We start from the raw sequence: 22,682 nt of genomic DNA, 5'->3' as shown, positions 1-22,682 counted from the left end.
CTGTTCGCGCAATTTTTGCCGTTCGCTTTAGCTGGTTTTGAGACAAGGATGGCAACGACACAGCAACCTTCTACGAAACAGGACATCCTGCATCATTTATTGAAGCAGGGCCAAGCGACTGCCCAAGAACTGGCGGAACACTTGAAGCTTAGTCCTCAAGCAATTCGCCGTCACTTGAAAGACTTAGAGGCGGAGGGGTTGATTTTGCACGAAGTTGTGCATGTCAGTATGGGGCGTCCCAACCACGTCTACAAGCTCAGCCGTCAAGGTCGCGATCGCTTCCCGGACCGTTACGAAGAATTTGCCCTTTCGCTTTTAGATACGCTGACCGAAACAGTGGGCCGTGAGCAGGTGGGAGTACTACTCCAAAAGCAGTGGGAACGCAAGGCGGCAGAATACCGCGATCGCGTTGGTTCAGGATCGTTGCAAGAGCGAGTGGCTAATTTAGTTGAGCTACGACGGGCTGAAGGCTACATGGCTGAGTGGCACTCTGTGGCTGCTACTGAGGCGCAATCCGTTTCGACTCAATCAGATCAGGCTGAGCGCTATGTAGTAACAGAGTATAACTGCGCCATTTCGCATATTGCGGAGTCATTCCCTAGTGTGTGTGGTCATGAATTAGAAATGTTTGCGGCGGCCCTGCCTGGTTGCACTGTAGAGCGGACTCACTGGATTGTGAATGGCGAACATCGCTGTGGCTATTTGATCCAGACTAAAGCGGCAGTTGGCAACTAGCGCTGATCGGGGTAGTCGGGCAGAATAATTCTCTAGAAAGGTTTAGTCTGGATTCATCGTCTCTAAGCTAGTAGCGATCGCCTTTGATGTAGCCGCTGGCTGTCCACTGCAAACTGCCATGATTAATTGTTGACTATGACTCAACCCCAACAACCTACGACCCAGTTTCTTAGCTTGGAAGAATCTGCTGCTGTAGATGCGGCGTTGCTGTCGTCTCATGAAAAATTCCTGACTCGCCTCACCATTTCTTCTCTACAGTTGCTGAAACACATTGCCCAAAATGCAGGAGTAGCGATCGAAGAATTGACCCCAGAGCAAGTAATTGCCTGGTTTGAGGAAGATGGTAGGGTTCGCCGCGAACACGGCTCAGAAGCTGCGTTCCTTAAGTGGTAGCAGGTTAAGCCAGAAAAAAGCGATCGCTCCTTTTCCTCTTTACAAAGAGCGATCGCTTGGGAGAACAGAGGAAATCGGTAGATTAGCGCGAATACAGCAACTCGCGAGACTCTTGCTTGACCACACCGGACATAGTGGCCTGTTGCAGTTTCATGAAAGCCCGTAAGTCTTGGGCATCGTACTTTTTGGCCAATAACTTCCGGAGTTGCTCTTCTGCTTCCACTGTCAAACAACCGGATGTGAACGCCTGTTGGACAATTTCACGAATCAGCAGCATGAGGACACCCTGTAAATTTACTGGTAGAAAGATAGGGTTGAAATGAATTCTTGATCAAAAGACGGTGTCTTTACGCAGTTGTTCCTATCGTTAGAATTTTCTCTGGCTTGCTGGTGATACACCAGTCCGAAATGATTTACGCAATTGGCGGGTTGTCAGTCAAGATTGTCTACACTGGCAATGGTGATTTGCACCCCTGTACTGGAGCTGACGACCTTGAGCCTCACGCTTTACTTTCTCCGCCACGGCCAAACCACTTGCAGCCGCGAAAACCTCTTTTGTGGCGTGATCGACCCTGAACTCACCCCTGACGGTTTGGCAATGGCTCAGGCCTTTGCTGTCGCCTATAAAGCCATACCCTGGACAGCAATTTTTTCTAGCCCAATGCGACGGACGATCGCCACCGTAAAGCCGCTTTGTGAGGCGACAAGCTTGCAACCAGAATTGCGGGATGGCCTGAAAGAAATCAACTATGGCAAGTGGGAAGGCAATACGGTGGCCACTGTGAGCCAGGAATTTCATGATGATTACTTGCGGTGGTCTGCTGACCCTGCTTGGTACCCACCCACGGAGGGAGAACCAGCGGTGGCGATCGCGACCCGAGCCTTACAAGTCATCGAAGAAATCAAAGAACGGTTTAATGACGGTAATGTCTTGATCGTGGCGCACAAAGCCACAATTCGGATTACACTTTGTGCCCTGCTGGGCATTGATGTAGGCCGTTTCCGCTACCGTTTGGGTTGCCCAGTGGGCTCGGTGAGCATCGTTGAGTTTGGTGCACATGGACCGCTACTCAAAGCCTTAGCCGATCGCACCCATTTAAGCGAAGAATTGCGATCGCTCCCAGGCACCTAACGTAGAACAAAAGCTTATTTGGGCGAAGCTGTACCAAACAATTTCAGCCTATATTGCGTGACTAGCGATCGTGGTACTGCTAGATTACTTCTGCTCAGAGCGGAGTTTTTGCAGAATCTGAGTGCGCTTTTCTTGCCACCATTCGTCAGTCATGTAGCCTAATTCATCACTCTCTAAGGTTTCGGTTAACAACGTTTCTAACTGTCTTTTGTTAACTCGTTCTTGATCTTGGTGAATTAAGTGCTGGATGTACTCGCTGCTCGTATCGTAGCCGCCAAAAGTAACTTGCTCCTCAACAAATTGGTGAACTGCTTCAGGTAGCGAAATATTCAGAGTAGACATTAGCCATTGCCTCCATGTGCATCGCCATCAGAGTTGTGGCAAAACTTATTTAAAGCCATCAATACTGCCTTATTTTTCCCGACTCATGGTTATACTTCCTCTGCCTTGAGGTTGTACTTCCTACGTCTTAAGAGGGATTGCGCTACAACTAGACTTTACCTAAAGGCAGCCATAAACCCTACTACTCTTGAGTTAAAGCTAATTAGTATTGGGTTTTATGCACTTCGCTCTAGGCGCGATCGCCCGTTAATCTAGAAATTATTCTTTAGAATCCCGCGTCGCTGGACCCAAAACAGTAGAATTCGAGCGTCTAAAGCTGGTTTCATCTTGCTGGAGCGAACCAAGTCTTTAATTCCCTCCCGAAAAACACCACTTTTAACTTATTGGAATTGCCGAGTCATGTTAGACCCAGTTACAACCCTCAGCATCTTCCAAAGGCAACCAGAGCCACAGCACTTCTCAACCGATCAAGTCATCTTTGAAACCGGGCAACCCGCTGAATTAATGTATGGCATTCTTTCAGGGACGGTTGGCTTAGTGATCAATAACCGAGTGGTAGAAACGTTGGAGCGAGGTGAAGTGTTTGGGGTTGGCGCGTTGATTGGTGCAAAAACCAGAAATTATACGGCTGTGGCCGAAACCGATTGCCAACTAGCGTTTCTGGATCAAAAGCGGTTTCTCTTCGCCGTCCAAGAAACTCCCATCTTTGCCCTAGAAGTGATGAAAAGCTACTCCGAGAGACTCAGCCGTTTGTTGCAGCTACTTTAAGCAAGCTGAATCTACTTCACCTAATCAGGAGTCTAGGATAGAGAAGCAGTTTTGAGTGTAGGTGCTTGTCAGTTCCTAGACGTGTTCTCGTTTGTCAAAACAAGAGTTGTCAAAAGCAAGGCGCGACAAAAGTTTTAGCAGCTTTGCAAACCCAAACTACTTCTGACGTGCAAGTTGAGGCTAGTAGCTGCTTGGGACAATGTGGCAATGGCCCAATGATGCTCGTGTTGCCAGAGGAAGTCTGGTATTGTCGGGTGCAGCCCGATGAAGTAAGCGCGATCGCCGAACGCCACTTAAAGCAGGGAAACCCTGTGAAGGGCATGCTTTATCGCAAGTTCCATCCAGCTGATCAGCCAAGACAGTCAAAATAGCCAAAATAATAGAGACGCGATCGCCACGTCTCTAAAACTTATTGCAATCTTAGCTCCAGTCTAGAAGCTAGAAGTCTTGCCCGTTTCAGCTTGAGTAGGAATCGGCTGAACATCGGTATAACCCATGTTCGCAGCAATTTCTCGGAACATGGAAATTTGATGCTCAAAACCTAGGTGTTCGGTTTGAGAAAGGAGGTTGTTGATGCCTTCAACCGCGTTGTAGCCTCCAGGCAAATCAACCACTGTTTCGCCCATTGCTTGCGCCCAAGCGAACCAAACCATTAGTTGATTATTTTCCTTTAAAGAGCCATAAGCCCGTGAATATTCTGTGTCTTCACGATTCACAATCTGGCGCATAATTGCCAGTTGTTCGTCATCAGATAATTCGTAAAAATCACCCATTAATTTGGGGGCTAAATTTGGCTCTGTTGCAGCTGGAGCCGCAGGGGTAATTGACTCACCCATCTTCTCGTAAACGTAGTAGAAATAAGCTAATTTCTCATCTGTCCCGAGCTTGTTAAATGCTTCAACTGCTTTCGTAGTATCTTCATTTAGAAGTTGGGATCTACCGCTTTCATGGTCAGAAGTCATAAACTTTTCTCCTAGAGAATATTAAGCTACTCCAGGTTAGAGTTATCACAATTTTTGGAGCGCGATCGCCCCTCAGGAGGGAGAGTTTCGGTTACTTAACTTGCTTTGGCGAATCTCTCCACAGGGGGAGGTTGGGAATCTATCCTGGGGGGTTGAGGAAAGCAGAGCCAGCTTTGTTAAAGTCAGGGCATGAAGTTAAAAAACGAAAGTTAGGAGTTCAATATGGCTGACGCAACTACCGATTTAACCCCAGGTGAAGGTCAAAATTTTGATGCTCTACAAGCGACAGAAGAGATTTCTGCGGGTGAACAAAAAGCTCCTAAAGTAAATATAGATGCTGACTACGAAGCTTCTAAAGAATATAGCGTCAGCGACGTTGATCGTAGCAGCCAAGGCGCAGAAGCGGCAGCAGCAGCCACTGCACCAGAGCACGAACTTCATGCAGCCGAAGAAACTAAGTTTGAAGCAGAACCTACAGGCGATCCCAGTGACTTCCGGGCAATGGCTCAAGACTTACGTCCTGACGCAGCTAATACTGGCGACAGCCACGATTTGATGCAAAAAGCTTTTGAAAAAGGGCAGCCTGGTCAATAGGTCAAAAATTCCAAGATTGCTCGACCTAAGCGCTGTTTAACGCTGATTTAACCACCAGTTCATATAGATTAATCCATAACTGAAAATCTTTTGAATTGGTGCCAGCGAAACAAAAAGCTTCTTTTCTTAAGAAGGTTATACTTACCCCCTATCTAACTCTAAGCTAATCCTCTATAACTAAACTAAACCCAATATTTGTAGGCTGGAATTTATAAGTGTAATTCCAGCTTTTTTGTGTTTAAGAACAGCAGTTTTTGGTGAGATGAGGAGTTGTTGATTATTTCGAGCGATCGCTAATGAATCACTAATTTACTAATAATTTCGGTTCATCAACTTTGCCCGGAGATTTTAGTAAGGCCCAGAGTTGTTCATCAGTAAAATCGGGAATCACTAGCATCGCGCCTAAATCGTAAAGCACTTGGAGATTGTGAGTAGAAGCAATACCAATGGTAGGAATTCCCGCTGCGACTGCTGAGCGGATCCCTGAGGGAGAATCTTCAAAGGCGATCGCGGCTTCTGGGGCTACATTTAGTCGCTCCAATGCAATGTTGTAGGGAGCAGGATCTGGTTTTCCCACGCCAATTTCATCCGAGATCACCACTGTCTGAAAATGAGCATTTAATTTCAGAGTTTCCAGCATGAAGTAGGCATTTTCGGGTGGGGCATTCGTTACAACGGCTAAAGGTAACTGCTGTTGCTGCGCCCAATCTAGAATTTGGGTCAGCCCTGCCATAGCTGTAATTTCTTGTGTCGCTAATTCCCGGAAGCGTAATTCTTTAGCATCCGCAAGTTGTTGCCCTGCCTCCACAGACAAATTTGGCAGAATCTCTTCAATAATCACGGGGTTGGTCTTGCCGCTAATCTGGGTTTTGTAAAATGTCTCGTCAATCTCTAGGCCGTGTTCGCTGAGATGCTCTTGCCAAGCTCGGAAGTGAATGGGGTCGGTGTTGGTGAGGGTGCCATCCAAGTCAAATAAAATTGCTGCCAGCATGATATGAGGAGTTAAGGGACATCGAGCAAAGGAAGAAAACTAATCTGCTTCCCTTGTAGGATACCGAAACAAAGCTTTACCTTTTCAACACTCCAGAAAGTTTTGCCACGTCATGACGGGATACGAACTTGAAACGGAGCGGCTACAGCTTCGGCTCCTAGCGATCGCCGACTTGGAAGCTCACCATCGGCAAATTACTGCCAATCCGTATGTGATGAAAACGCTGCCTTCGTCTCGGCCTCTAACTTGGGAACGAGGCCAAGCGGTTTTGACTAACTTTATAGACCATTGGCAACATCATGGCTTTGGGCTGTGGGCAATGGTGGAGAAGCAACATGGAGAACTGATTGGGCATTGCGGATTGCAATGGTTACAAAACACGTCCGAAGTAGAGTTGGCTTACGCGATCGCCCATGATTACTGGAACAAAGGACTCACGACAGAAGCCGCCAGAGCTAGTGTGCGCTTTGGTTTTGAGACACTGCAACTTCAGCGCATTGTCTCTATTGCTTTACCAACCAACCTTGCCTCGCAACGAGTGATGCAAAAAGCAGGGCTGAAGTACGAAAAACGAGCCCACTATTACAATCTTGAGGTGGCTTACTACTCACTCAACCGAGAAGATTATCAGCCAGATGATTCGTTCTATCGGCTCAGATCCGCTGGTTAAAGAGTGGCGATCCCAAACTCCACACCATAAGCCTCCAGCAAGTTACAAGTTTCGTGGTCGTTGAGGTTAGTGTCGCTCAGTTCCAGGTTGTAGAAATCCACAAAATCAGCGTCGAAATAGGGGCCAGCGTGCCAGGTGCCGAGGTTAAGCTTGATGAAGCAGTCACCAGGGATTTGGAACGCAGCAATCTTATCTAGGTCAGGCTGCGAACCTGGAGAAGGGGGCGCTACAGCCAGCAACCATTCCTTCCCTTCGAGCGACCCCAAACATTGGGTGCATTGAACGTGGCGAGTGATGTTGTGGAACTTCCGACCTTTGCTGTGCAGCCGCATGATGTAGAAGCGAGGCGTACCGCGATCGAGCACCAGTTGGGCATCCTCCGAGTCGAACAGCTTCCCATCCGTACTGGCAGCAATCACTTGGCCGTAAGGTTGAAAGTTTTCTCGTGTAATCGGCTGCGCTGGTAATCGTTCCAAGATAAATGTCCTCATGACCGAACTTTGATGTTTTCCTAAGCTACGGAGCGATCGCACTTATTTATGCCTAGGGTTTTGCAACGGGTAGCTGTGGTTTTGTAGCGGCACCCTGCTGAGCTTGGAGTTGGTTAATCACTGCAAAACGAATGTCTTGCTTCTCCCCTACCAACTTGATGTCAGACGATTGAAACGTCAAAAAGCCTAAATTGCTTTCTTGACCTGTCATTAAAAAGTCATTAATAGCAACACGGTACATCCGATTTGGTTGCAGGGGCTGACCTTGAATTAACCAACTGTTAGTACTAGCATTCCAGTCCACATTCGCAGTTTGCAAGTAACCCCCCGCTCCTCGATTATCTCGTCCCTGAGCCAGAGCACGCTGGAGAACCTCACCCTTCATCTCGACCGACAGCACCTTACCGCCAAACGGCAGAATCCGGATCACATCGTATTGCGTGATCGGCCCTGCGGGAATGCGATCGTCAATACGAATCGAGCCACCATTAAAAATTGCCAATTCAGCTCCCTCCACTTCCCGCAGCATCGCCTGAGCCACAAGCTTCGTTAGGTTAGTGGGAGAGTTGCGAACACTGGATTCCAGCCCATCTAAAGTTTCACGAGTAGTTGCGATCGCCTGTTCTGGGTTAAATCCGTCGGCCCGAAATCCTGCAAAGGCGCGATCGACCCATTGCTGCACCACTTTGGCAGTACGGGTATCCTCTGGCATGGCATCTGTGATGGGCTGCAAACGAGAGTTGATTCGTAGACAGCGAGTTTGGGTGTCGTACTGCAAATCATGAATGTAAACGGTGCGGGCGTTGGCATCTGCCTTAAAGATCGGCGTTAAACCTGCGTTGCATTTCCGAGCTTTATTGGTTTCACCGACGACTCGCCACTGCTGCATATTCTCGTGTTCGTGCCCACCCAAAATTAAATCGATCTCAGGAATCGTAGCGGCGAGTTGCTGGTCTTGTTCCAGGGAGAGGTGGGTCAGCGCCACAATCACATCCGTTTTGCCTTGCATGGCTTTGACTTGCTCCTGAGCTGAGGCGATCGCGTCTCGATAGCGCACGTAGTCTTTCTGGTTACTATCCAGAGTTACCCCGATTAAGCCAACTCGGACAACCTCTCCTTGCTTGCCTGTTGCCTTCACAATCTGAGATTGCGCCACGCCAGGAAATGCCTTACCTGATGCATCAGTGACGTTGCCAGAAAACCAACGAAACTTCGACTCTCGCAATCGCTGCCGAAACAACTCCTCGGACAAGTCAAACTCGTGGTTGCCGAAGGTAGCGTAGTCCAAACCCATCACATTCAACACGGCTACCATTTGCTGACCTGCCAAACGTTGCCCATTGACTTTGGCGGTACCCAAGGCAGAAGGGTTGAAGAAATCACCTGCTAAAACGGTGTAAGTATTGCGGTTCTGGCGCAATAGCTGTTGTCGCAAAGCCGCTACTCTCGCTAAACCTCCTCGCTTCCCTCCTTCGACTGGCGTGATCTCATAAACATCGTTGAGATGCAGCAAGGTAAGGTTAACTGTTTCTGCCCAGACAGGACGAGCGAGGCTCAGAGCTAATAGTTGCAAAGCCAAGCCGTACCATTTCCATCGTTGCTGCATAGGTCTCATCTCATTCATGGCCACAAACTGCTTGAAGCCAGCTAGTAGCTCAGTGCAGTTGTCAAATTTAGGCTACATGAATTTTTAGTTTGAGGACTAATTTGAGGTTTTAAGTTAAGAATGCGGGTTTGGGGCGATCGCTTTTTGCTGTCGTCTTAGGTAAAGAATTACTGAGCTTTACAGGTAACGTGATCACAAAGGTTGTCCCCTGTTCCATCTCCGAACAACAGGTCAACTGGCCGTGATGTTTTTCTTCCACAATTTGGCGGCTGATCGAGAGTCCTAGCCCGGTGCCTACGCCACGCGGCTTAGTCGTAAAGAAGGCCTCAAAGATTTTATGTTGGGTTTCAGCGTCGATACCAGAGCCGTTATCTTGAAAGCGAATGACAACCCAATTGGGGTCGGTTTGCTCGGTTGTAATGATGAGCTGTTTGGGGCTATTTGTGTCAGTTTGCTCTTCCAAAGCATCGATCGCATTACTCAGCAGATTCATGAATACTTGGTAGAGGAGGCCGCTGTAACCTTCAATGTTGAGCACTGCTCCGTAGTTGCGCGTGACGGTAATTCCCTTTTTGATGCGGCTACCCAAGATCAATAGCGTGCTGTCCAGACAGGCGTGCAGATCCACCGCATGCACTTCTGATTCGTCCAAGCGAGAAAAGTTTTTCAGGCTTAGGACGATTTGCCGCACTCGGTCAGACCCCATCTTCATCGATTGCAGCAGCTTGGGCAGATCTTCTTGCAAAAACTCTAAGTCAATCTCCTCGGTCTGAGCTTGCACGGCTGAAGGCGGCTGCGGTACTTCACGTCGATAGGTGTCGATTAGTGCCAGCAGATCATCCACATAAGTGTTGGCATGCTCTAAGTTGCCATAGATAAAATTAACCGGATTGTTAATCTCATGGGCCACCCCCGCCACCATACGGCCCAAGCTTGACATCTTTTCACTCTGGATCAGTTGCGTCTCTTGCATTTGCTGCTGTTGCAACGCCGCTGCCTGCTGTTCTTCCAACAACATCTTTACTCTTTGTGTGAGTTGATTGAAGGAAGCTGCGAGAATGCCAATTTCATCCTCAGTGGTAACGGGAGCTTGGAGGTCGAAGTTAGAGGTTTGGACCGTCCGCTGTGCTACTGTGGTCACCCATTTAATGGGCTTAGTAATCGCTCGACTGGTATAGAAGGCCAGCAGACCCCCAATCAAACTAGACAGAAGGATGCTGGCAGCAATAATCTGAATGCGAATAGTTTCCCAGGAAAGCAGAGTTGCTTTCGCCTGACTTGCTTCTTCATAAGAGGTGTTGATGATGTCCACTAAGTCGTCGGAGACTCCATCAAACCGTAAGGCGATCGCGCTATTAGTAAAGCTCAAAAGCTGTTGCTGTAAAGCTTGAAGCTGTGCTGGCGAGACATTGGCTTGAGTCGTCGCTTCTAGTAGCTGATTCGCTTGTTGAAAATAAGCTTCTGGTACGCCTTGATAAGTTTCTAATAGTTCTGGAATTCCTTCTTGATGGCCATCAGCTTGATATTCGAGCTGCTGAGCATGAGTTGCTACACTAGCCCAGAGCCGCTTGATTTCAGCCGCGTGAACCAGAAAGTGCTCGTATTCATCCCGCAGTGCAGGCAAATCTTCTGTTAAAGGGATTAATTGCTGTTGATGAGTCCGAGCTTGAAGAATACTGGCTTGCAGGCGGTGGAGCAACCGAACTTCTTCTTCGGCCCGATTGTGACGTTCTAAAGCAGCATGCTGGAAGCGATCGCCAACGACAAAACCAGCGGTAGTACCGATTACTGCGACCCCCAGCGCGATCGCATATCCGTAGCTAATTTTTTGGCCAATGCTCAGACGCTTACTGACTCTTCTAAGCCATCCCTGCTTCACCATCAGCGGTGAAGTTTGAGGCTGGGCTGCCAACTGAGACGATTTAGGATCAAGCTCAGAGTTCATAGGTTGTGCTTATAGCCAGAGGTCTGAAAGGATAGGTGTCTGGAACTGAGCTGATGCGCTAGTTAGTTCAAACGTATCAAGTCCAAAGGGGGCACTGGCTTAGCTCCCCTTAATTTTACATACCTTAGTTTTTCCGTCGGGTGAATGATTAAAGGGAAATCTTGAGGCTGTTTCGCGCCACCTCTAGTCCATGAAGGGCTGAGCGCGATCGCATTTGAGCCGCTTAGGCTTGAATCAATAGATTGGGTTGTGGCACTTCAGCCAGTCCTTGTCCTTGGTTTTGCGTCACTTCTACATAAATATGCTCTAAACGCACTGGCTGACGGGCAATCGAGTCAAGGGGAATGCCATCAAAGTGGGCCAGAATTTCTTTCAGCTCTAGCGCTTGCGGCAACCAGAAAGCCAAGTCTCGACCATAACGACGCTTGGTAAAACCGAGTTGTGCGGCTCGTGCGATCGCCAACTCCTCTTCCGGAGTTTGTACCAGCACAATCTCTTGCGCTGGAATCAGTTGCCGTAGCTCGCTTAAGCTGCCTTCAGCCAACAAACGGCCTTGCTTCAGAATACCGATGCGCTGACAAAGGCGCTCCGCCTCATCGAGCAGATGTGTCGTCAGTAGCACTGTGATGCCCTGCGTTTGCAACTGCCGAATCAAGTCCCAAATTTCGTAGCGAGCTTCAATATCTAGCCCAGTAGTAGGTTCGTCTAGTACAACTAATTTAGGTTGATGAACTAAAGCGATCGCCATACTCAACCGCCGTTGCATTCCACCGCTCAAGGTTTCTGCGGGGCTTTTGGCGCGATCGGCGAGTCCTACTGCTGCCAAACAATGCTGCACCCGTTGCGATCGCATTTTGCCTGACAAGCCATAGATTTGAGCAAAGAACTTGAGATTTTCCTCGCAAGTTAAGCTCTTGTACAGCAAACTCTCTTGCGGAGCCACGCCAATCAATGGCTTCGTGGCTTCCGAAACTAGATGACCACTAACCCGAATCGTCCCGCTGTCGGCTCTGAGCAAGTTGCACAGAATATTGATCGTTGTGGTTTTGCCTGCTCCGTTAGGACCAAGCAAGCCGTAAATTTCTCCCGGTCGGATATGCAGGCTCAAACCCTGTAGCACCTGCCGCTGACCGTATTGTTTGGTAAGGTTGTCAATTTGCAACACTGGCGTTACAGTCTCCTTTCCATCTGCAACATGCGTCGGTAGGAGAGCCACCCCCCAGCCACCATGACTCCCGCACAAGCCACTAACACGCGAAAGTGAGGGGCGATCGCCTCTAAACCCTTGCCATCCGCTGCTACTCCAAACAGCGCCTCATTCATGTGGTAAATCGGATTGAATTGGGCGATATCTAGCAATATTTCTGGGAAAAAACTAATGGGGATAAAGGCACCACCCAGAATTAGCAAAGGCACGCCAAAGGCAGACACAAGGGCATTCACATCTTCGGTGCGGCGGGCAAACTGAGTGCCTAGGCAGAACCCACCCCCGACATAAGTCATGATGCTAAGCAGAATAACTAGTCCACCCAACCAGAGCGACCCTTGAAACTGAGCGCCCGCAAAAGCTGCCACGAAATAGACCAGCAGAGTCTGACCAAGACCAATTAAGCTGTAAGCCAAGAAAATTCCTAAAAAATAAGAAGTGCCGCTGAGCGGAGAAATAGCCAAACGCTTAAGAGTTTGTTGCTCTCGCTCGGCAACGACAGTAGCAATGCTCCCGCCTAAGCAACTAAAAAATAGCGCAGCTCCCACCAAAGTTAAAGGGGCAGCGGCTTCAAATGCCTGAGCATTGGAGAGCTGGGTGCGTTCCGCTAAGATTAAACCGTTGATTAGCAAAATTGAGACTGGAAAGATACTCCAGCAAATTAAGCTGCGTTGTCGCCGCACCAGTTCCAGCAAAATCCGCTGGGCAACTGCCAGTGTTTCCCGCCAATACTTCATGAATAATCAACTATTTCCAAGAAAGTTCTGAGCTGATCGCTTTAGTCCAACAGCCTTCGTTCACTCTGTCGTTTGCAACCCTGAAGCGAGTCAAAGTTTAAGGACAGAATGCTCCTCACAAGCAGTCAATTAATTCAGAATTCAACCCAAGGCAGAAGTAAATGAGCGATCGCTAGATCTGTAGTGCAACTGTCGTAACAGACACCAAGGCCCTAGACAAAAGTTTACATTCGAGCAGGGCACCTCTGCAATCTCCTGGCTCTACGACTTGAGACGAAAACCGCTCAATATTGTTCGTTCAGCTCAATAGATCCTAGTTGCTGTGCTGAAGCGAAACAGCAAAAAATTCTACCCATGCACTACCAGACTCATAACTGGTAAGCACTGAGCTGACATGATTCCATAGGTTTAAAGCTTGCAGGTAAGGCAAGTTTTTAGACAGGGCGATCGCTTAGGCGTCTCCTTGCACCAGAGTTCTCACCAGGGTCCAGACCATCGACCCTACGACAGAGACAAAGACAAACAACATTAACAAAGCCAAGGCTGAAAACGGAGCAAATAAAGTTACCAACAACAAGCCCAACACCAAAACTGTGGTTATAGAGTTTCTTCGCATCGGTAGTTCCGCCCATCAAGCTACTCTCTTCAGCCTAAACAGCTCAATCAGTCATAGCCTCTAACGTTGGTTACACCTTCCTGAGAGGAGCCAGCTTATTTAAGTCGTTAAACTAAGCTGCTACGGCAAGTTGAGTTCTCTGGGTCTGTGGTCTGGCACTTCTGAGGCTAATCCACACGCAGTATTCAGCCCGCATACAAGTCACACTCACTTGGTTGCCTTGCTCTGCTAAACGCACTGCTAAACTAAAGGCTTTTTGTCGGCCATCAGCTCCAAATTTTTCCATTAGTTGGTATAACTCCTTCCCTGAACACATTCCGTCGCGAAGTTCGTCGTCATACCAAAACTTAAAGGGATGCACTAGCTCATGAGAAAGGACTAGAGGCAGCATGAGTCACCCGAGAAACACTTAATATTTATCTTTGTTTAAAGTTTTTAAGTGGGCTGTACTCTAAAACACAAATAATCCTTAGGCAGAGATTATTTTTTCTTGGGTCTGCTGACGTATTTACTTATAGGTTGCATCTCTGCAAACGCTTACCGGGAAGGATGAGGAGTTAGGCCAGCTTTGAGGCAGCTGCCTCAATCGGTTCAGGCTGAGAGGACGAAGCTTGATTCATTTGTGCTTCAATTTCGATCGCGGAAACTACTTGGTACTTAGACTTCCGGTAAAGCTCGATCACGACTCTGCGCTGGGCGATCGTTAGCCCTGTCAACTCTTTACCCCAAAAGCGCTCTAGCTCTAACCTGCTAATTCCTTCACTGGAATCATCCGCATCTAGCAACATAGTAGCGATCACTCAACACGGGACTACACACTCAAATTAGCAAACTGGTCAGTATTGCTACGAATTACGTTTCAGTATGTAAGAAAAAGACTCAGTCCGTAAAGATCTATACCCAAAAGCCGTAAATCCTCTGCAATCCTCAACGCTACATATTCGGAACTTTCGTCTCAACCCTCTCATGAACTCAGGGCGATATTCATTGGAGGTGTTAGCGGATACAGCTTGGCATCCTACTAGCTGTGGAACTGCGTTGGTGCTAAGTTGCGGCGATCGCTAAATCTTAAGCACTCCGTTCTACTGTCGTATGGATGCGAACCTACAAAAGCCGATGGCGGGATTTGAACCCGCGACCGCTCGATTACGAATCGAGTGCTCTACCACTGAGCCACATCGGCATGAACAGTTGATCATTATAGCAGGTTCAACGTAAACCTGTATAGCTTACTTTACTCCCAAGCAGACATGATTCCAACCGTGTCAAGATTAAATCTGGTTGTGTCAGACAAAAATCATGAGAGAGCCCGCTTCTGAAAAGCGCAGTAACCAGAATAGTAATCCTCGGAAACTGAGTCCCGAGAAATATGCTCGCTTGAGAGCGGAACTCAAAACACCTTACCGAGGGGTCAGACAGTTTATTTACGTTACTTTTGGAGCTTCTGGCGCGATCGGAGCCTTTATCTTCTTCCTACAAATTCTGGCAGGACGAGATATAGAAGCAGCTTTACCCAACTTGGCCGTTCAGCTTGTTGTCATCGCTCTCATGGTTGGGTTGTTCCGCCTAGAGCAAAGAGCTAGCCGAAAACCCTGAGCTGCCAGCGAATGGTTTGAAATTTTCAATTGTTAAAATCTACCTTCAACACACTACAAATTTCTTGTCTGAGCCTTAAAAGAATGCAAAATGTATGAGTTTTTCGTTAATTAAAGTTCACAAATCCTGAGCAACAGAAATACAAAGAAAACATTACGAAATTAAGATTCTCTGAAAATATCTGTCAAAATGAGGATGTTGAAATGGGGTCAGCCGATATAGAGACCCTAACCATAAATCCCCGTGAATAAATGTATAAAGTGCCAGCTCTGCCCATAAGAGAACTGGCACTTTATGCTTGAAACTTAGTTTTGCAGCTATTACGGTTGAGACCCACTCACCACATAAGGAGAAGTAATAGGATCAACTTTGCCTGCATTTACAAGGGCTTGATAGACAAAAGCCGCAACTTCAGCTCGTGTCGCTTCCCGATTGGGACTCAACTGATTGAGCGTTGGGTAGTTGATGACGATGCTGCGTTGGGTCGCCGCTGTTACAGGTGCGATCGCATAGCTAGGAATTTGAGCAGCATCCGTGTAATACCGAGTTAAAGCGCTGGTGTTAGTAGCGCTGTATCCTAGCCCATTTGCTAAAGAGACCAGAACTTGCACTCTAGGGATCTGTTGGTCTGGCAAGAATACACCCCCTGGGTAACCTGCCAAAAATCCACCCCGATAAGCGGTTTGAATCGCTTGGTAGCCCCAGAAACTTTGACCCACATCTATAAAGTTGATACTAGAGCGCTGAGCAGAAGGGGTAAAAGCTTTGTTAATGATGGCGGCAAACTGAGCGCGTGTGACTGGCGTAGATGGCCGATAAGTACCATCCGGGAAGCCACTAATAATATTTCGTGCCGCTAGCGCTTCAATAAAAGCTTGAGCCCAGTGGCCTTGTACATCTTTAAATTGTGAAACTGTTGACCCGCCTGGAGGGGTAACATCAGCCGCAACAAAATCTACAGGGCCAGAAATCCGCTGTGGATTAATTTGATTACCTACAGCCACAATTGTGTTGCCACGAGTGGCATTGTACAAATCGTAGCGACCGTTATTCTGAATGGTGTTGCTACCGGGATTCTCTGCAGTACCGAGGTTGGGCTGAGCATTGGTAATGGCAACCACACCATCTCTGGTGTTGTTCTCAATCACGTTATCTCGTAACACAGGACGAGCGGAATCCGAAACGACGATGCCGTCTGTGTTTTGAATCACTTGGTTGCCCTCTAGGGTCGGAGCAGAGGTGCCACCGATCGCAATGCCAAATCCTGTAGCTTGGAACAGGTTACCTCGAATTTCACCCTGAGCAGCGCGGGCGAGAGAAACGCCATTACCTTTATTTTGAGTAAAAACATTGTCTGCGATCGTGGGCGCTCCAGTACCTGTGACAAAAATGCCATCCCGGAGGCTATTGGAGAAGGTATTATTTCTGATTTCAGGATTGCTGGATTCTACCCAAAGCGCCGTTCCTCGAGTCATAGGATTAGTCACAGTGAGGCCGCGAACTTCACTGTCCTTATCAGCCCGAATCGTAACGTTTTGGGAGGCAAAAGTAGGACTGACGTAAGGACCACTGCCAATCACAAGCACGGTTTGTCCCTTATTGGCTTCATCTCCTCGCAAGATGACGTCTGGTTTCACGACCAGGGGAAAAACTTCCCCTGTATCTTTGGTATAGCTACCAGGCGCTAGCTGAATGACAGTATTGGACTTAGCTTGTTTCAGAGCGTAAGTAATGCTGCGGTAAGGTGCCCCTTCGCTACTACCTGCACCCGCATCATCCGTTCCCAAGGCGGAATTGACGTAGAGGACAGTGGCTCCGGCAGGAATTTGGGCAACTTGCAGCGCCGTTGTGGTGGTATGGCTCGAAGGAGTAGCGTTGTTAGCTCCGGCGGGCAGAATTACTGTACCGCCAACCCACAGCAACAAAGCCGTGAGGCCAACCTGGAGGGGGGCGATCGCTTTTGCAGTGGTATACATCTTATTGATAATAGGTTGCTGAATCAGAGACCCCTGATGTGTCATCATTGTCGCTCTCAAACGATCTCACTGTGGGTAAGGGAAGATGGGTAAGGACAGGGAGCAAAGGTAAACCTGACTCTATTAAATAGAGCTTTAAAGGGCAGCAAAGGGCTCTGGAACTTGCCAGCCGCCTCTAACTCCTCCAAAAAGATACCTGTCAGTTGAGGAAATTCCTCAAAATTTTAGGATTAAAATCGGTCGATTGTACTAAACGACAAGCAGTTCTTCACTAGAGTTCCCTCCTTTTCGCCACATCCGGAGGGTGGAATTAACTGAATGCCCTATAGAAAATTATTATTTGCATCAGCCCTTGAGCTAAGCTGAAACGCCCTCAATTTAGCGGCTAATCAGTATATTGTGAAGTTAAGTAAACGTAATCCTCTAATAGAATTTAGATTAACGAATTACTATTACAAAATATAGAATTTTTACGGCTTTAATCGAAACTAATTGGTCTGATTCACTGTCATTTTACGTAGAAGCCCATAGACACACTGAGATTCCTCATGAAATCACCCATTCTAAAGTTGCGACGGGCGCTAGCAGTGGGCATCACCGCTGGAATATTGCTCAGTAGCTCTAACGCGATCGCCGCCGAACAAGTAGTACTGAAGTACAAAATTTTAAGAGAAAAAATTTCTGTTCAAGAATTAACGAGGCTGACAGAGACAGGCACTCCTTCCCCGGCTTTAGCTACTTATTTGAAGCTAGCCGGAAAAAGTCCAGAAGACATTCGTCAGCCTTTAACTCAAGTAGTTAAGGTCAATCCCCGACTACTCGATCGAGTATTAAACAGTTGGGCAGGCAATGCTGTGCTGGATCAGATTAGCCCAGCAATTCATACTCCTTCCAATCAAGCAAATCGGCAAGCGCTTCGGGCCGCCCTAACTCTCTCTGCTAGTCCTGATGGCAAGCTGACATTGATGGAAGTGCTGCAAAATTATCCAACTCAAGAAGTTGAAGTCGAAGGCGATCGCCTAGTGGGAGCCTACCGTCAACTGAGCCGTCTCAGCGATCGCCTCGAAAACTTGCTAAATCGAGGCCGCTTGTTTTAAGCATTTAGTAAGCTAACGTTTCTAAGGTTTCGCGTAGATAACGCTGAACTCGATGGTCTAGGCTCAGAGCGTCTAGGTTTTCATCGGTCTTGCCTTCTAGCTGCCAACGCTGAAACCCGGAGCTAGTGGCGATCGCTTGCTTCAGATTCGACCAAATTTCTGGATCTGCAGAGAAGTGGCTAGAGAGACTATTAGCAGCCGCACTTGGACCGGATAGGTCACCAAAGGAAAAGGCAGAATTAGCCATAAATACCTCAAAAAAAGCTATAAACACAGCAGAACTCAGACGAATAGAGCTTTGATCTTCGCCCTTTTCTTAGGATAGCGAAGTCACCTCCTAGAGGTGTGCTGCAAACAACACTATCTCCCCTCGCTTGAGGGGCTTAAACCTCATTTCCTTCTGTAGAGCTAGAACTGGAACCTGCTGATTCTGCTATAGGCATAGTAGTTGTAACACCTACTGCACTCACTTAGGACCCAACTTCTGGCAAAACAGGGGGCAAAATTTGATTAACCTGGATGCCAGGAATCGTAAAATTTTGTCGGATTTTGTCAGCAGGAAAGGGTTCGGTAGCAGCGACCTCGGCATTACTGAGTAGCAGTATCCGAGCAACGCTAACTGATACCTGCAAAAAGAGGTTGCAAGCCAAAAAAGCGATCGCAGCGATCAGTAAACCTAGAACTCGCCATCCTGCCGAAAACGGTGCAACAGTGGCGGCTACAGGTGCGACTCGATAGAGTTGCCATAGGACACCTACCAAGAACACTGGCGTGACTGTTGCCAGAACTCGGCTTTCTTGCATCTTAAATAAGCTGAGAATTCGGCGCTGCTCCACAGTTAAGCTCTCTGGTTTCAGCGCGAATACCATAAGACTGAAAATGTAGAACGGGCAGAACAACTGCATCCACAGCAGGGGAGCAATGCCAATAACTGCAACTAAGCCAACTTCGAGCCCAGCAGGCAGGATGGGATCTCCAACGGCATATCCCAGTAGGCAAAGTTCCAAAAAAATAGGCAACACTGCCGCTCCAGCAGCATGAACCCACAAATAAGGCTCTGACCAAGAAGAGCGCATAGCAATTAGCTGAAATAGTGCATAATCCAGCCTCAGTATAAGGGAGAGATCCTTCAATCTCGAGAAACCATAAAAAAATGAGAGGAAACAGCTAGAACGCTCTCCTCTCATTCCATTAGATAAGTTAGATAGAGTTGTGGTGCCTTAAGGGAAACCGACAAATCTATCTAGTTCGATTTTTAGCTAGCTGACAAGGTCCGGCGCTTCGTTACCATTCGGAAGGTTTCAATGATGTCCCCTTCAACCCAATCATGGAAGCTGCTCATGCCAACACCGCACTCATAGCCAGCATTGACTTCCTTGGCGTCTTCCTTCATCCGCTTGAGCGAGTCTAGGATGCCCTCGTGAATGACGTTGCTGCCTCGGCGAACCCGCGCATTACAGTTACGAATTGCCTTACCAGAGAGGACATAGCAACCTGCTACTGCACCTCGACCAACTGGGAAGACAGCCCGAACTTCTACCTGACCCAGCGGTTCTTCGACCATTTCTGGTTCTAGGAGACCTTCCATTGCTCCTTGAATGTCATCCAAGAGCTTATAGATAATGTTGTATTCACGAATATCAACACCCGCTGCATCAGCAGCTTGTCTCGCACCGCTAGCCAGGGTAGTGTTGAACCCAATAATCACGGCAGAACTAGCTGACGCCAGATCAACGTCAGTCTCTGTGACCTCTCCCGGCGCAGACAACAGCACCCGGACCTGCACTTCATTTTGAGGCAGTTGTTGCAGTGATCCCAGAATTGCTTCTACAGACCCTTGCACATCCGCCTTTAGAATCAGGTTGAGTTCCTTCAATTCGCCTTCTTGAGCCTTAGCTGACAAGGAGTTGAGGGTGATCCGACGAGCACCAAGCGCTTGCTGCTGTAGACGAGATTGACGTTGCTGATCGGTTTTAGCCGAAGCTACCGCTCTTGCTTCTTTCTCATCTTGGAAGACTTCAAATTCATCACCAGCAGCGGGAACGTCGCCTAGACCTAAAATTTCCACTGCAAAGGATGGACCCGCTGCCTCGACTCGCTGACCACGATCGTCTACCATTGCTCGTACTTTGCCCAAGGCTGAGCCTGCGACGATGGTATCGCCCACACGAAGGGTACCGTTCTGGACCAACATAGAAGCAACAGGACCACGAGCTTTGTCGAGGTGAGCTTCGATGACTGTTCCCTTAGCAGGTCGATCTGGGTTTGCGTAGAGATCTTCTACTTCTGACACCAGCAGAATCATTTCTAGCAAGGTATCTAGATTTTCCCCTTTAATCGCACTGACTGGGACCATGATGGTGTCACCACCGTACTCTTCCGGTACGAGGTTATAGTTCATCAACTCGTTCTTGACGCGATCGAGCTGAGCGCCTTCTTTGTCAATCTTGTTGATGGCTACGATAATAGGCACTTCTGCCGCCTTGGCGTGGCTGATAGCCTCAATCGTTTGAGGTCGAACACCATCATCCGCAGCAACTACCAGGATGGCGATATCAGTGACTCTCGTACCCCGTGCTCGCATGGCGGTAAAGGCTTCGTGACCTGGCGTATCTAAGAAGACAACCTGCTGCACATCACCTTCGTGAGGAACGTCAACGTGGTAGGCACCAATATGTTGGGTAATGCCTCCTGCCTCTCCCTGAGCCACTTTGGTTTTGCGGATCGAGTCGAGCAAGGTGGTTTTTCCGTGGTCTACGTGACCCATGATCGTAACCACTGGAGGACGACGCTGCAAAAGTTCCAAATCTGCTGCATCTAGCATCTCGGTAACTTTCCGAGCTTCTGCCTCTTTCTCTGCCATCTCGACTTCCACTTCCATCTCTTGAGCAATCATGCTCGCGGTGGGAACGTCAAGGGTTTGGTTGATATTGGCAGCAATACCTTTGAAGAACAAAGCTCTGATGATTTCTGTTTCTGGGACCGCTAGAAGTGAGGCCAGCTCCTGCACCGTTAACCCGGTCGTCAGCGTGATCTTGGTGGGGCGCTCAACTTTGGCTTCCTGCTCCCGACGTTCCCGGCGATCGCGAGGGCTGTTTGACTTTCTACTCTTCGGGGCAGCTGGGGCAGCAGCCACAGGTCTAGCTTGGCCTGGACGAGATTTAGGCTTAGCAGGACGTGCTAGAGAGAGACTCACTTGAACAGGAGCATCCTCGCCGTCATCAAATTCCTCTTCTTCATCAATGCTGTCAATGTCGAGGTCTTCAATTTCAATGTCCTCGTCATCGAGAACAGGCTGGAGCCGCCGCTTAGCTTTTGGCCCAGCCTTAGCCTTCGCGTTTTCTGCGTTTTCCTCTTCTTCTTCTTCCCAACTCTTACCTTTCTTCAGATTGCGCGGTAGAGTGGGTCGGCGCAGCTCATCGATTGGGCCTGCTCCCACAGCCGCTTCTGAGCGTTCCCCCTGGTGGCCACCAGCGCGATCGCCGGAAGCACCAGGCTGGCCTTCGCGGGGAGCAGTGGGACGTACAGGTCTAGCAGGGCTGGCAGGACGTCTCAGCTCAGTCACAGGCTGAGGACGCCGCTCATCACTGTCCGAGCCAGCAGCAGCGGGGCGATCGCGCTGGCGTGCCGGAGCGTCGAAACGTCTTTCGGAGGGCGGTTGGCCAACTCTAGGCTCTGAAGGGCTACTTGGTGATGATGTACCCCCTTCAGGACGCTCAGGGCGATCGCGCTTTAAGACGACACGATTAGCAGGATTCGCTTGAGCGCGATTTGCTGTAGGAGGGGCGGGTCTAGAGGGCGGTGCCACCAATTGTTGTGGCTGAATAGTCGGTTGGTGACTCACTCTGGGTCGAGGAGCAGGTTCTTCTGTGATGCTAGGAGGCCGCTTAACTTGAGGCTTTTCGGGCTCACTAGCAGGTGAAGCTACTTCAACAGGAGTCTCGGAACTAGGAGAATTGGGAATAGAAACAGCGGGAGCTGCACTTTCAGGGGCAGAGGGTGCAGAGCGGGCTGGACGACTCGGGGCCGCTGGTTTGACAGGAGTTTGCAAGGGTTGATTAATAGGAGGTTGAGGATTAGGTTTAGCTGCTTGAGGAATGGGTTCATTCCCATCGTCGGCAGACTGCTGATTGGGACTAATCGTTTTGGGTCTACGAATTTCTAAAATCTGTGGCTTCCTGCCAGCAGCTTGGGCAGCTTCGCGGGCTTGGGCACCCGTACCGTGACTGACTGTAGCTGGCTTTGGAGGAGAGGAGTGGGTCGCTGTATATTTCTCGGCAGCAGCACGGATGCGCTCAGCCTCACCTTCTGTAATCGTGCTGCTATGGCTCTTAACTGAAATATTTAGCTGTTCGCAAACGGCTAGTATATCCCTGTTATCCAAATTTAGTTCCTTTGATAGCTCGTAAATTCTGACTTTGCCGTTATTCATCCACTCTTCCCTCTTGAATGTGTTACATAGTGGCCTACTGTTTTGCAAACTAACTACAAGTGGTTGATCTGCTGACGCATTAGAATCTTAAACGTCGTTTTCTCTTTTAACTTTAAACGAGAAAAGTTGCACTCTGCTGTGAGAGTGTTTTCCAGAAGACAAACAGCTATTTCTAGCTTGTAACCAGCTTTCTTGTTTAAAGTCTTGCATGAATCTTTGTAGGTTTGCAGGCGGTTGAGATGCCACTTAGTGCTGCTTTCCGGGCAACCTCATTAACCTGTAAATACTGGTTTTGACTAATCCTCGCCTGGTGTTAACTTTCCCGAACCAAACTCAGCAGGTAGACTACAACCTGCGTTTGGTGATCACCTAGCTGCTGACAAGAGTTTTTT

25 protein-coding genes and 1 tRNA gene are annotated in these 22,682 nt (G+C 48.5%); 9 read left to right on the top strand and 17 right to left on the bottom strand.

The window, feature by feature from the left end; translation table 11 throughout:
* Positions 1 to 48: 48 nt before the first annotated feature.
* A complete protein-coding gene (gene sufR / locus H6F72_RS10345) occupies positions 49 to 735 on the top strand; it encodes an iron-sulfur cluster biosynthesis transcriptional regulator SufR (protein ID WP_190434284.1) in 687 nt (228 codons plus the stop codon).
* Between the two features lie 135 nt (positions 736 to 870).
* A complete protein-coding gene (locus H6F72_RS10340; RefSeq protein ID WP_190434282.1) occupies positions 871 to 1,128 on the top strand; it encodes a hypothetical protein in 258 nt (85 codons plus the stop codon).
* A gap of 82 nt (positions 1,129 to 1,210) precedes the next feature.
* Here H6F72_RS10340 and H6F72_RS10335 read toward each other — a convergent pair whose 3' ends face one another.
* Positions 1,211 to 1,405 (bottom strand): hypothetical protein, encoded by a 195-nt coding sequence (locus H6F72_RS10335; RefSeq protein WP_190434281.1) that lies wholly within the window; start codon positions 1,403 to 1,405, stop codon positions 1,211 to 1,213.
* A gap of 180 nt (positions 1,406 to 1,585) precedes the next feature.
* On the opposite strand from H6F72_RS10335, the gene H6F72_RS10330 reads away from it, so the two are divergent.
* Positions 1,586 to 2,260 carry a histidine phosphatase family protein gene (locus H6F72_RS10330; RefSeq protein ID WP_370527474.1) on the top strand — a complete coding sequence of 225 codons (675 nt, stop codon included), beginning with the start codon at positions 1,586 to 1,588 and terminating at the stop codon, positions 2,258 to 2,260.
* Positions 2,261 to 2,344: 84 nt separating this feature from the next.
* On the opposite strand, the gene H6F72_RS10325 is transcribed toward H6F72_RS10330, so the two are convergent.
* Positions 2,345 to 2,602, bottom strand: a complete 258-nt coding sequence (locus H6F72_RS10325; RefSeq protein WP_190434279.1) for a type II toxin-antitoxin system ParD family antitoxin — start codon at positions 2,600 to 2,602, stop codon at positions 2,345 to 2,347.
* A gap of 399 nt (positions 2,603 to 3,001) precedes the next feature.
* Between H6F72_RS10325 and H6F72_RS10320 the strand changes: the two genes are divergently transcribed.
* The gene (locus H6F72_RS10320; RefSeq protein WP_190434277.1) at positions 3,002 to 3,370 is read left to right on the top strand and encodes a cyclic nucleotide-binding domain-containing protein; all 369 of its coding nucleotides are present in this window, start codon (positions 3,002 to 3,004) and stop codon (positions 3,368 to 3,370) included.
* A gap of 65 nt (positions 3,371 to 3,435) precedes the next feature.
* The gene (locus H6F72_RS10315) at positions 3,436 to 3,741 is read left to right on the top strand and encodes a ferredoxin (RefSeq protein WP_190434275.1); all 306 of its coding nucleotides are present in this window, start codon (positions 3,436 to 3,438) and stop codon (positions 3,739 to 3,741) included.
* A gap of 60 nt (positions 3,742 to 3,801) precedes the next feature.
* On the opposite strand, the gene H6F72_RS10310 is transcribed toward H6F72_RS10315, so the two are convergent.
* A complete protein-coding gene (locus tag H6F72_RS10310; protein WP_190434272.1) occupies positions 3,802 to 4,332 on the bottom strand; it encodes an orange carotenoid protein N-terminal domain-containing protein in 531 nt (176 codons plus the stop codon).
* 222 nt (positions 4,333 to 4,554) lie between these two features.
* Between H6F72_RS10310 and H6F72_RS10305 the strand changes: the two genes are divergently transcribed.
* Positions 4,555 to 4,926, top strand: a complete 372-nt coding sequence (locus H6F72_RS10305) for a hypothetical protein (protein WP_190434270.1) — start codon at positions 4,555 to 4,557, stop codon at positions 4,924 to 4,926.
* A 304-nt stretch (positions 4,927 to 5,230) separates the two neighbouring features.
* Here the strand turns inward: H6F72_RS10305 and H6F72_RS10300 are convergent, their stop codons facing one another.
* A complete protein-coding gene (locus tag H6F72_RS10300; protein WP_190434268.1) occupies positions 5,231 to 5,917 on the bottom strand; it encodes an HAD family phosphatase in 687 nt (228 codons plus the stop codon).
* A gap of 112 nt (positions 5,918 to 6,029) precedes the next feature.
* Here H6F72_RS10300 and H6F72_RS10295 point away from each other — a divergent pair, with 112 nt between their 5' ends.
* Positions 6,030 to 6,587, top strand: coding sequence for a GNAT family N-acetyltransferase (locus H6F72_RS10295; RefSeq protein ID WP_190434266.1), 558 nt, complete (start codon positions 6,030 to 6,032; stop codon positions 6,585 to 6,587).
* Here H6F72_RS10295 and H6F72_RS10290 read toward each other — a convergent pair.
* The 9 genes from H6F72_RS10290 to H6F72_RS10250 all read right to left on the bottom strand — a co-directional run bounded on the left by H6F72_RS10290 (position 6,584) and on the right by H6F72_RS10250 (position 14,372).
* A complete protein-coding gene (locus H6F72_RS10290; RefSeq protein ID WP_242016852.1) occupies positions 6,584 to 7,063 on the bottom strand; it encodes an ureidoglycolate lyase in 480 nt (159 codons plus the stop codon). The genes H6F72_RS10295 and H6F72_RS10290 overlap by 4 nt on opposite strands.
* 67 nt (positions 7,064 to 7,130) lie before the next feature.
* The gene (locus H6F72_RS10285) at positions 7,131 to 8,702 is read right to left on the bottom strand and encodes a bifunctional UDP-sugar hydrolase/5'-nucleotidase (protein WP_199298988.1); all 1,572 of its coding nucleotides are present in this window, start codon (positions 8,700 to 8,702) and stop codon (positions 7,131 to 7,133) included.
* Positions 8,703 to 8,793: 91 nt separating this feature from the next.
* Positions 8,794 to 10,629: an ATP-binding protein gene (locus tag H6F72_RS10280; RefSeq protein ID WP_199298987.1), complete on the bottom strand. Its 1,836-nt coding sequence runs from the start codon at positions 10,627 to 10,629 to the stop codon at positions 8,794 to 8,796.
* Positions 10,630 to 10,852: 223 nt separating this feature from the next.
* Positions 10,853 to 11,845 (bottom strand): ABC transporter ATP-binding protein, encoded by a 993-nt coding sequence (locus tag H6F72_RS10275; protein WP_370527473.1) that lies wholly within the window; start codon positions 11,843 to 11,845, stop codon positions 10,853 to 10,855.
* Positions 11,800 to 12,573, bottom strand: coding sequence for an ABC transporter permease (locus tag H6F72_RS10270; protein ID WP_190434261.1), 774 nt, complete (start codon positions 12,571 to 12,573; stop codon positions 11,800 to 11,802). Before H6F72_RS10270 ends, H6F72_RS10275 begins: the two co-directional genes overlap by 46 nt.
* Before the next feature lie 451 nt (positions 12,574 to 13,024).
* Positions 13,025 to 13,189 carry a hypothetical protein gene (locus H6F72_RS10265; RefSeq protein ID WP_190434259.1) on the bottom strand — a complete coding sequence of 55 codons (165 nt, stop codon included), beginning with the start codon at positions 13,187 to 13,189 and terminating at the stop codon, positions 13,025 to 13,027.
* 112 nt (positions 13,190 to 13,301) lie between these two features.
* Positions 13,302 to 13,580: a hypothetical protein gene (locus H6F72_RS10260; protein WP_190434256.1), complete on the bottom strand. Its 279-nt coding sequence runs from the start codon at positions 13,578 to 13,580 to the stop codon at positions 13,302 to 13,304.
* A gap of 166 nt (positions 13,581 to 13,746) precedes the next feature.
* Positions 13,747 to 13,977 (bottom strand): hypothetical protein, encoded by a 231-nt coding sequence (locus H6F72_RS10255; protein ID WP_190434255.1) that lies wholly within the window; start codon positions 13,975 to 13,977, stop codon positions 13,747 to 13,749.
* A gap of 323 nt (positions 13,978 to 14,300) precedes the next feature.
* A tRNA-Thr gene (locus H6F72_RS10250) sits at positions 14,301 to 14,372 on the bottom strand.
* Positions 14,373 to 14,488: 116 nt separating this feature from the next.
* Between H6F72_RS10250 and H6F72_RS10245 the strand changes: the two genes are divergently transcribed.
* Positions 14,489 to 14,785: a DUF3493 domain-containing protein gene (locus H6F72_RS10245; protein ID WP_190434253.1), complete on the top strand. Its 297-nt coding sequence runs from the start codon at positions 14,489 to 14,491 to the stop codon at positions 14,783 to 14,785.
* 320 nt (positions 14,786 to 15,105) lie between these two features.
* Here H6F72_RS10245 and H6F72_RS10240 read toward each other — a convergent pair whose 3' ends face one another.
* A complete protein-coding gene (locus H6F72_RS10240; protein ID WP_242016851.1) occupies positions 15,106 to 16,809 on the bottom strand; it encodes a DUF1565 domain-containing protein in 1,704 nt (567 codons plus the stop codon).
* A gap of 500 nt (positions 16,810 to 17,309) precedes the next feature.
* Here H6F72_RS10240 and H6F72_RS10235 point away from each other — a divergent pair, with 500 nt between their 5' ends.
* Complete coding sequence (locus H6F72_RS10235) at positions 17,310 to 17,858, top strand: alpha/beta hydrolase (protein ID WP_190434251.1); 549 nt, start codon at positions 17,310 to 17,312, stop codon at positions 17,856 to 17,858.
* 4 nt (positions 17,859 to 17,862) lie between these two features.
* Here H6F72_RS10235 and H6F72_RS10230 read toward each other — a convergent pair whose 3' ends face one another.
* The 3 genes from H6F72_RS10230 to infB form a co-directional block, all read right to left on the bottom strand.
* On the bottom strand, positions 17,863 to 18,105 hold the full coding sequence (locus tag H6F72_RS10230; RefSeq protein WP_190434392.1) for a hypothetical protein: 243 nt from the start codon (positions 18,103 to 18,105) through the stop codon (positions 17,863 to 17,865).
* 223 nt (positions 18,106 to 18,328) lie between these two features.
* Positions 18,329 to 18,934: a low-complexity tail membrane protein gene (locus tag H6F72_RS10225; protein WP_190434249.1), complete on the bottom strand. Its 606-nt coding sequence runs from the start codon at positions 18,932 to 18,934 to the stop codon at positions 18,329 to 18,331.
* A gap of 179 nt (positions 18,935 to 19,113) precedes the next feature.
* Positions 19,114 to 22,290 (bottom strand): translation initiation factor IF-2, encoded by a 3,177-nt coding sequence (gene infB / locus H6F72_RS10220; protein WP_190434247.1) that lies wholly within the window; start codon positions 22,288 to 22,290, stop codon positions 19,114 to 19,116.
* Between the last annotated feature and the right edge of the window lie 392 nt (positions 22,291 to 22,682).

The organism is Trichocoleus sp. FACHB-46, from assembly GCF_014695385.1.
Taxonomy (GTDB): domain Bacteria; phylum Cyanobacteriota; class Cyanobacteriia; order FACHB-46; family FACHB-46; genus Trichocoleus.
Note: the sequence above shows the minus strand (reverse complement) of the source record. Positions and strands in the feature narration are given on the sequence as shown.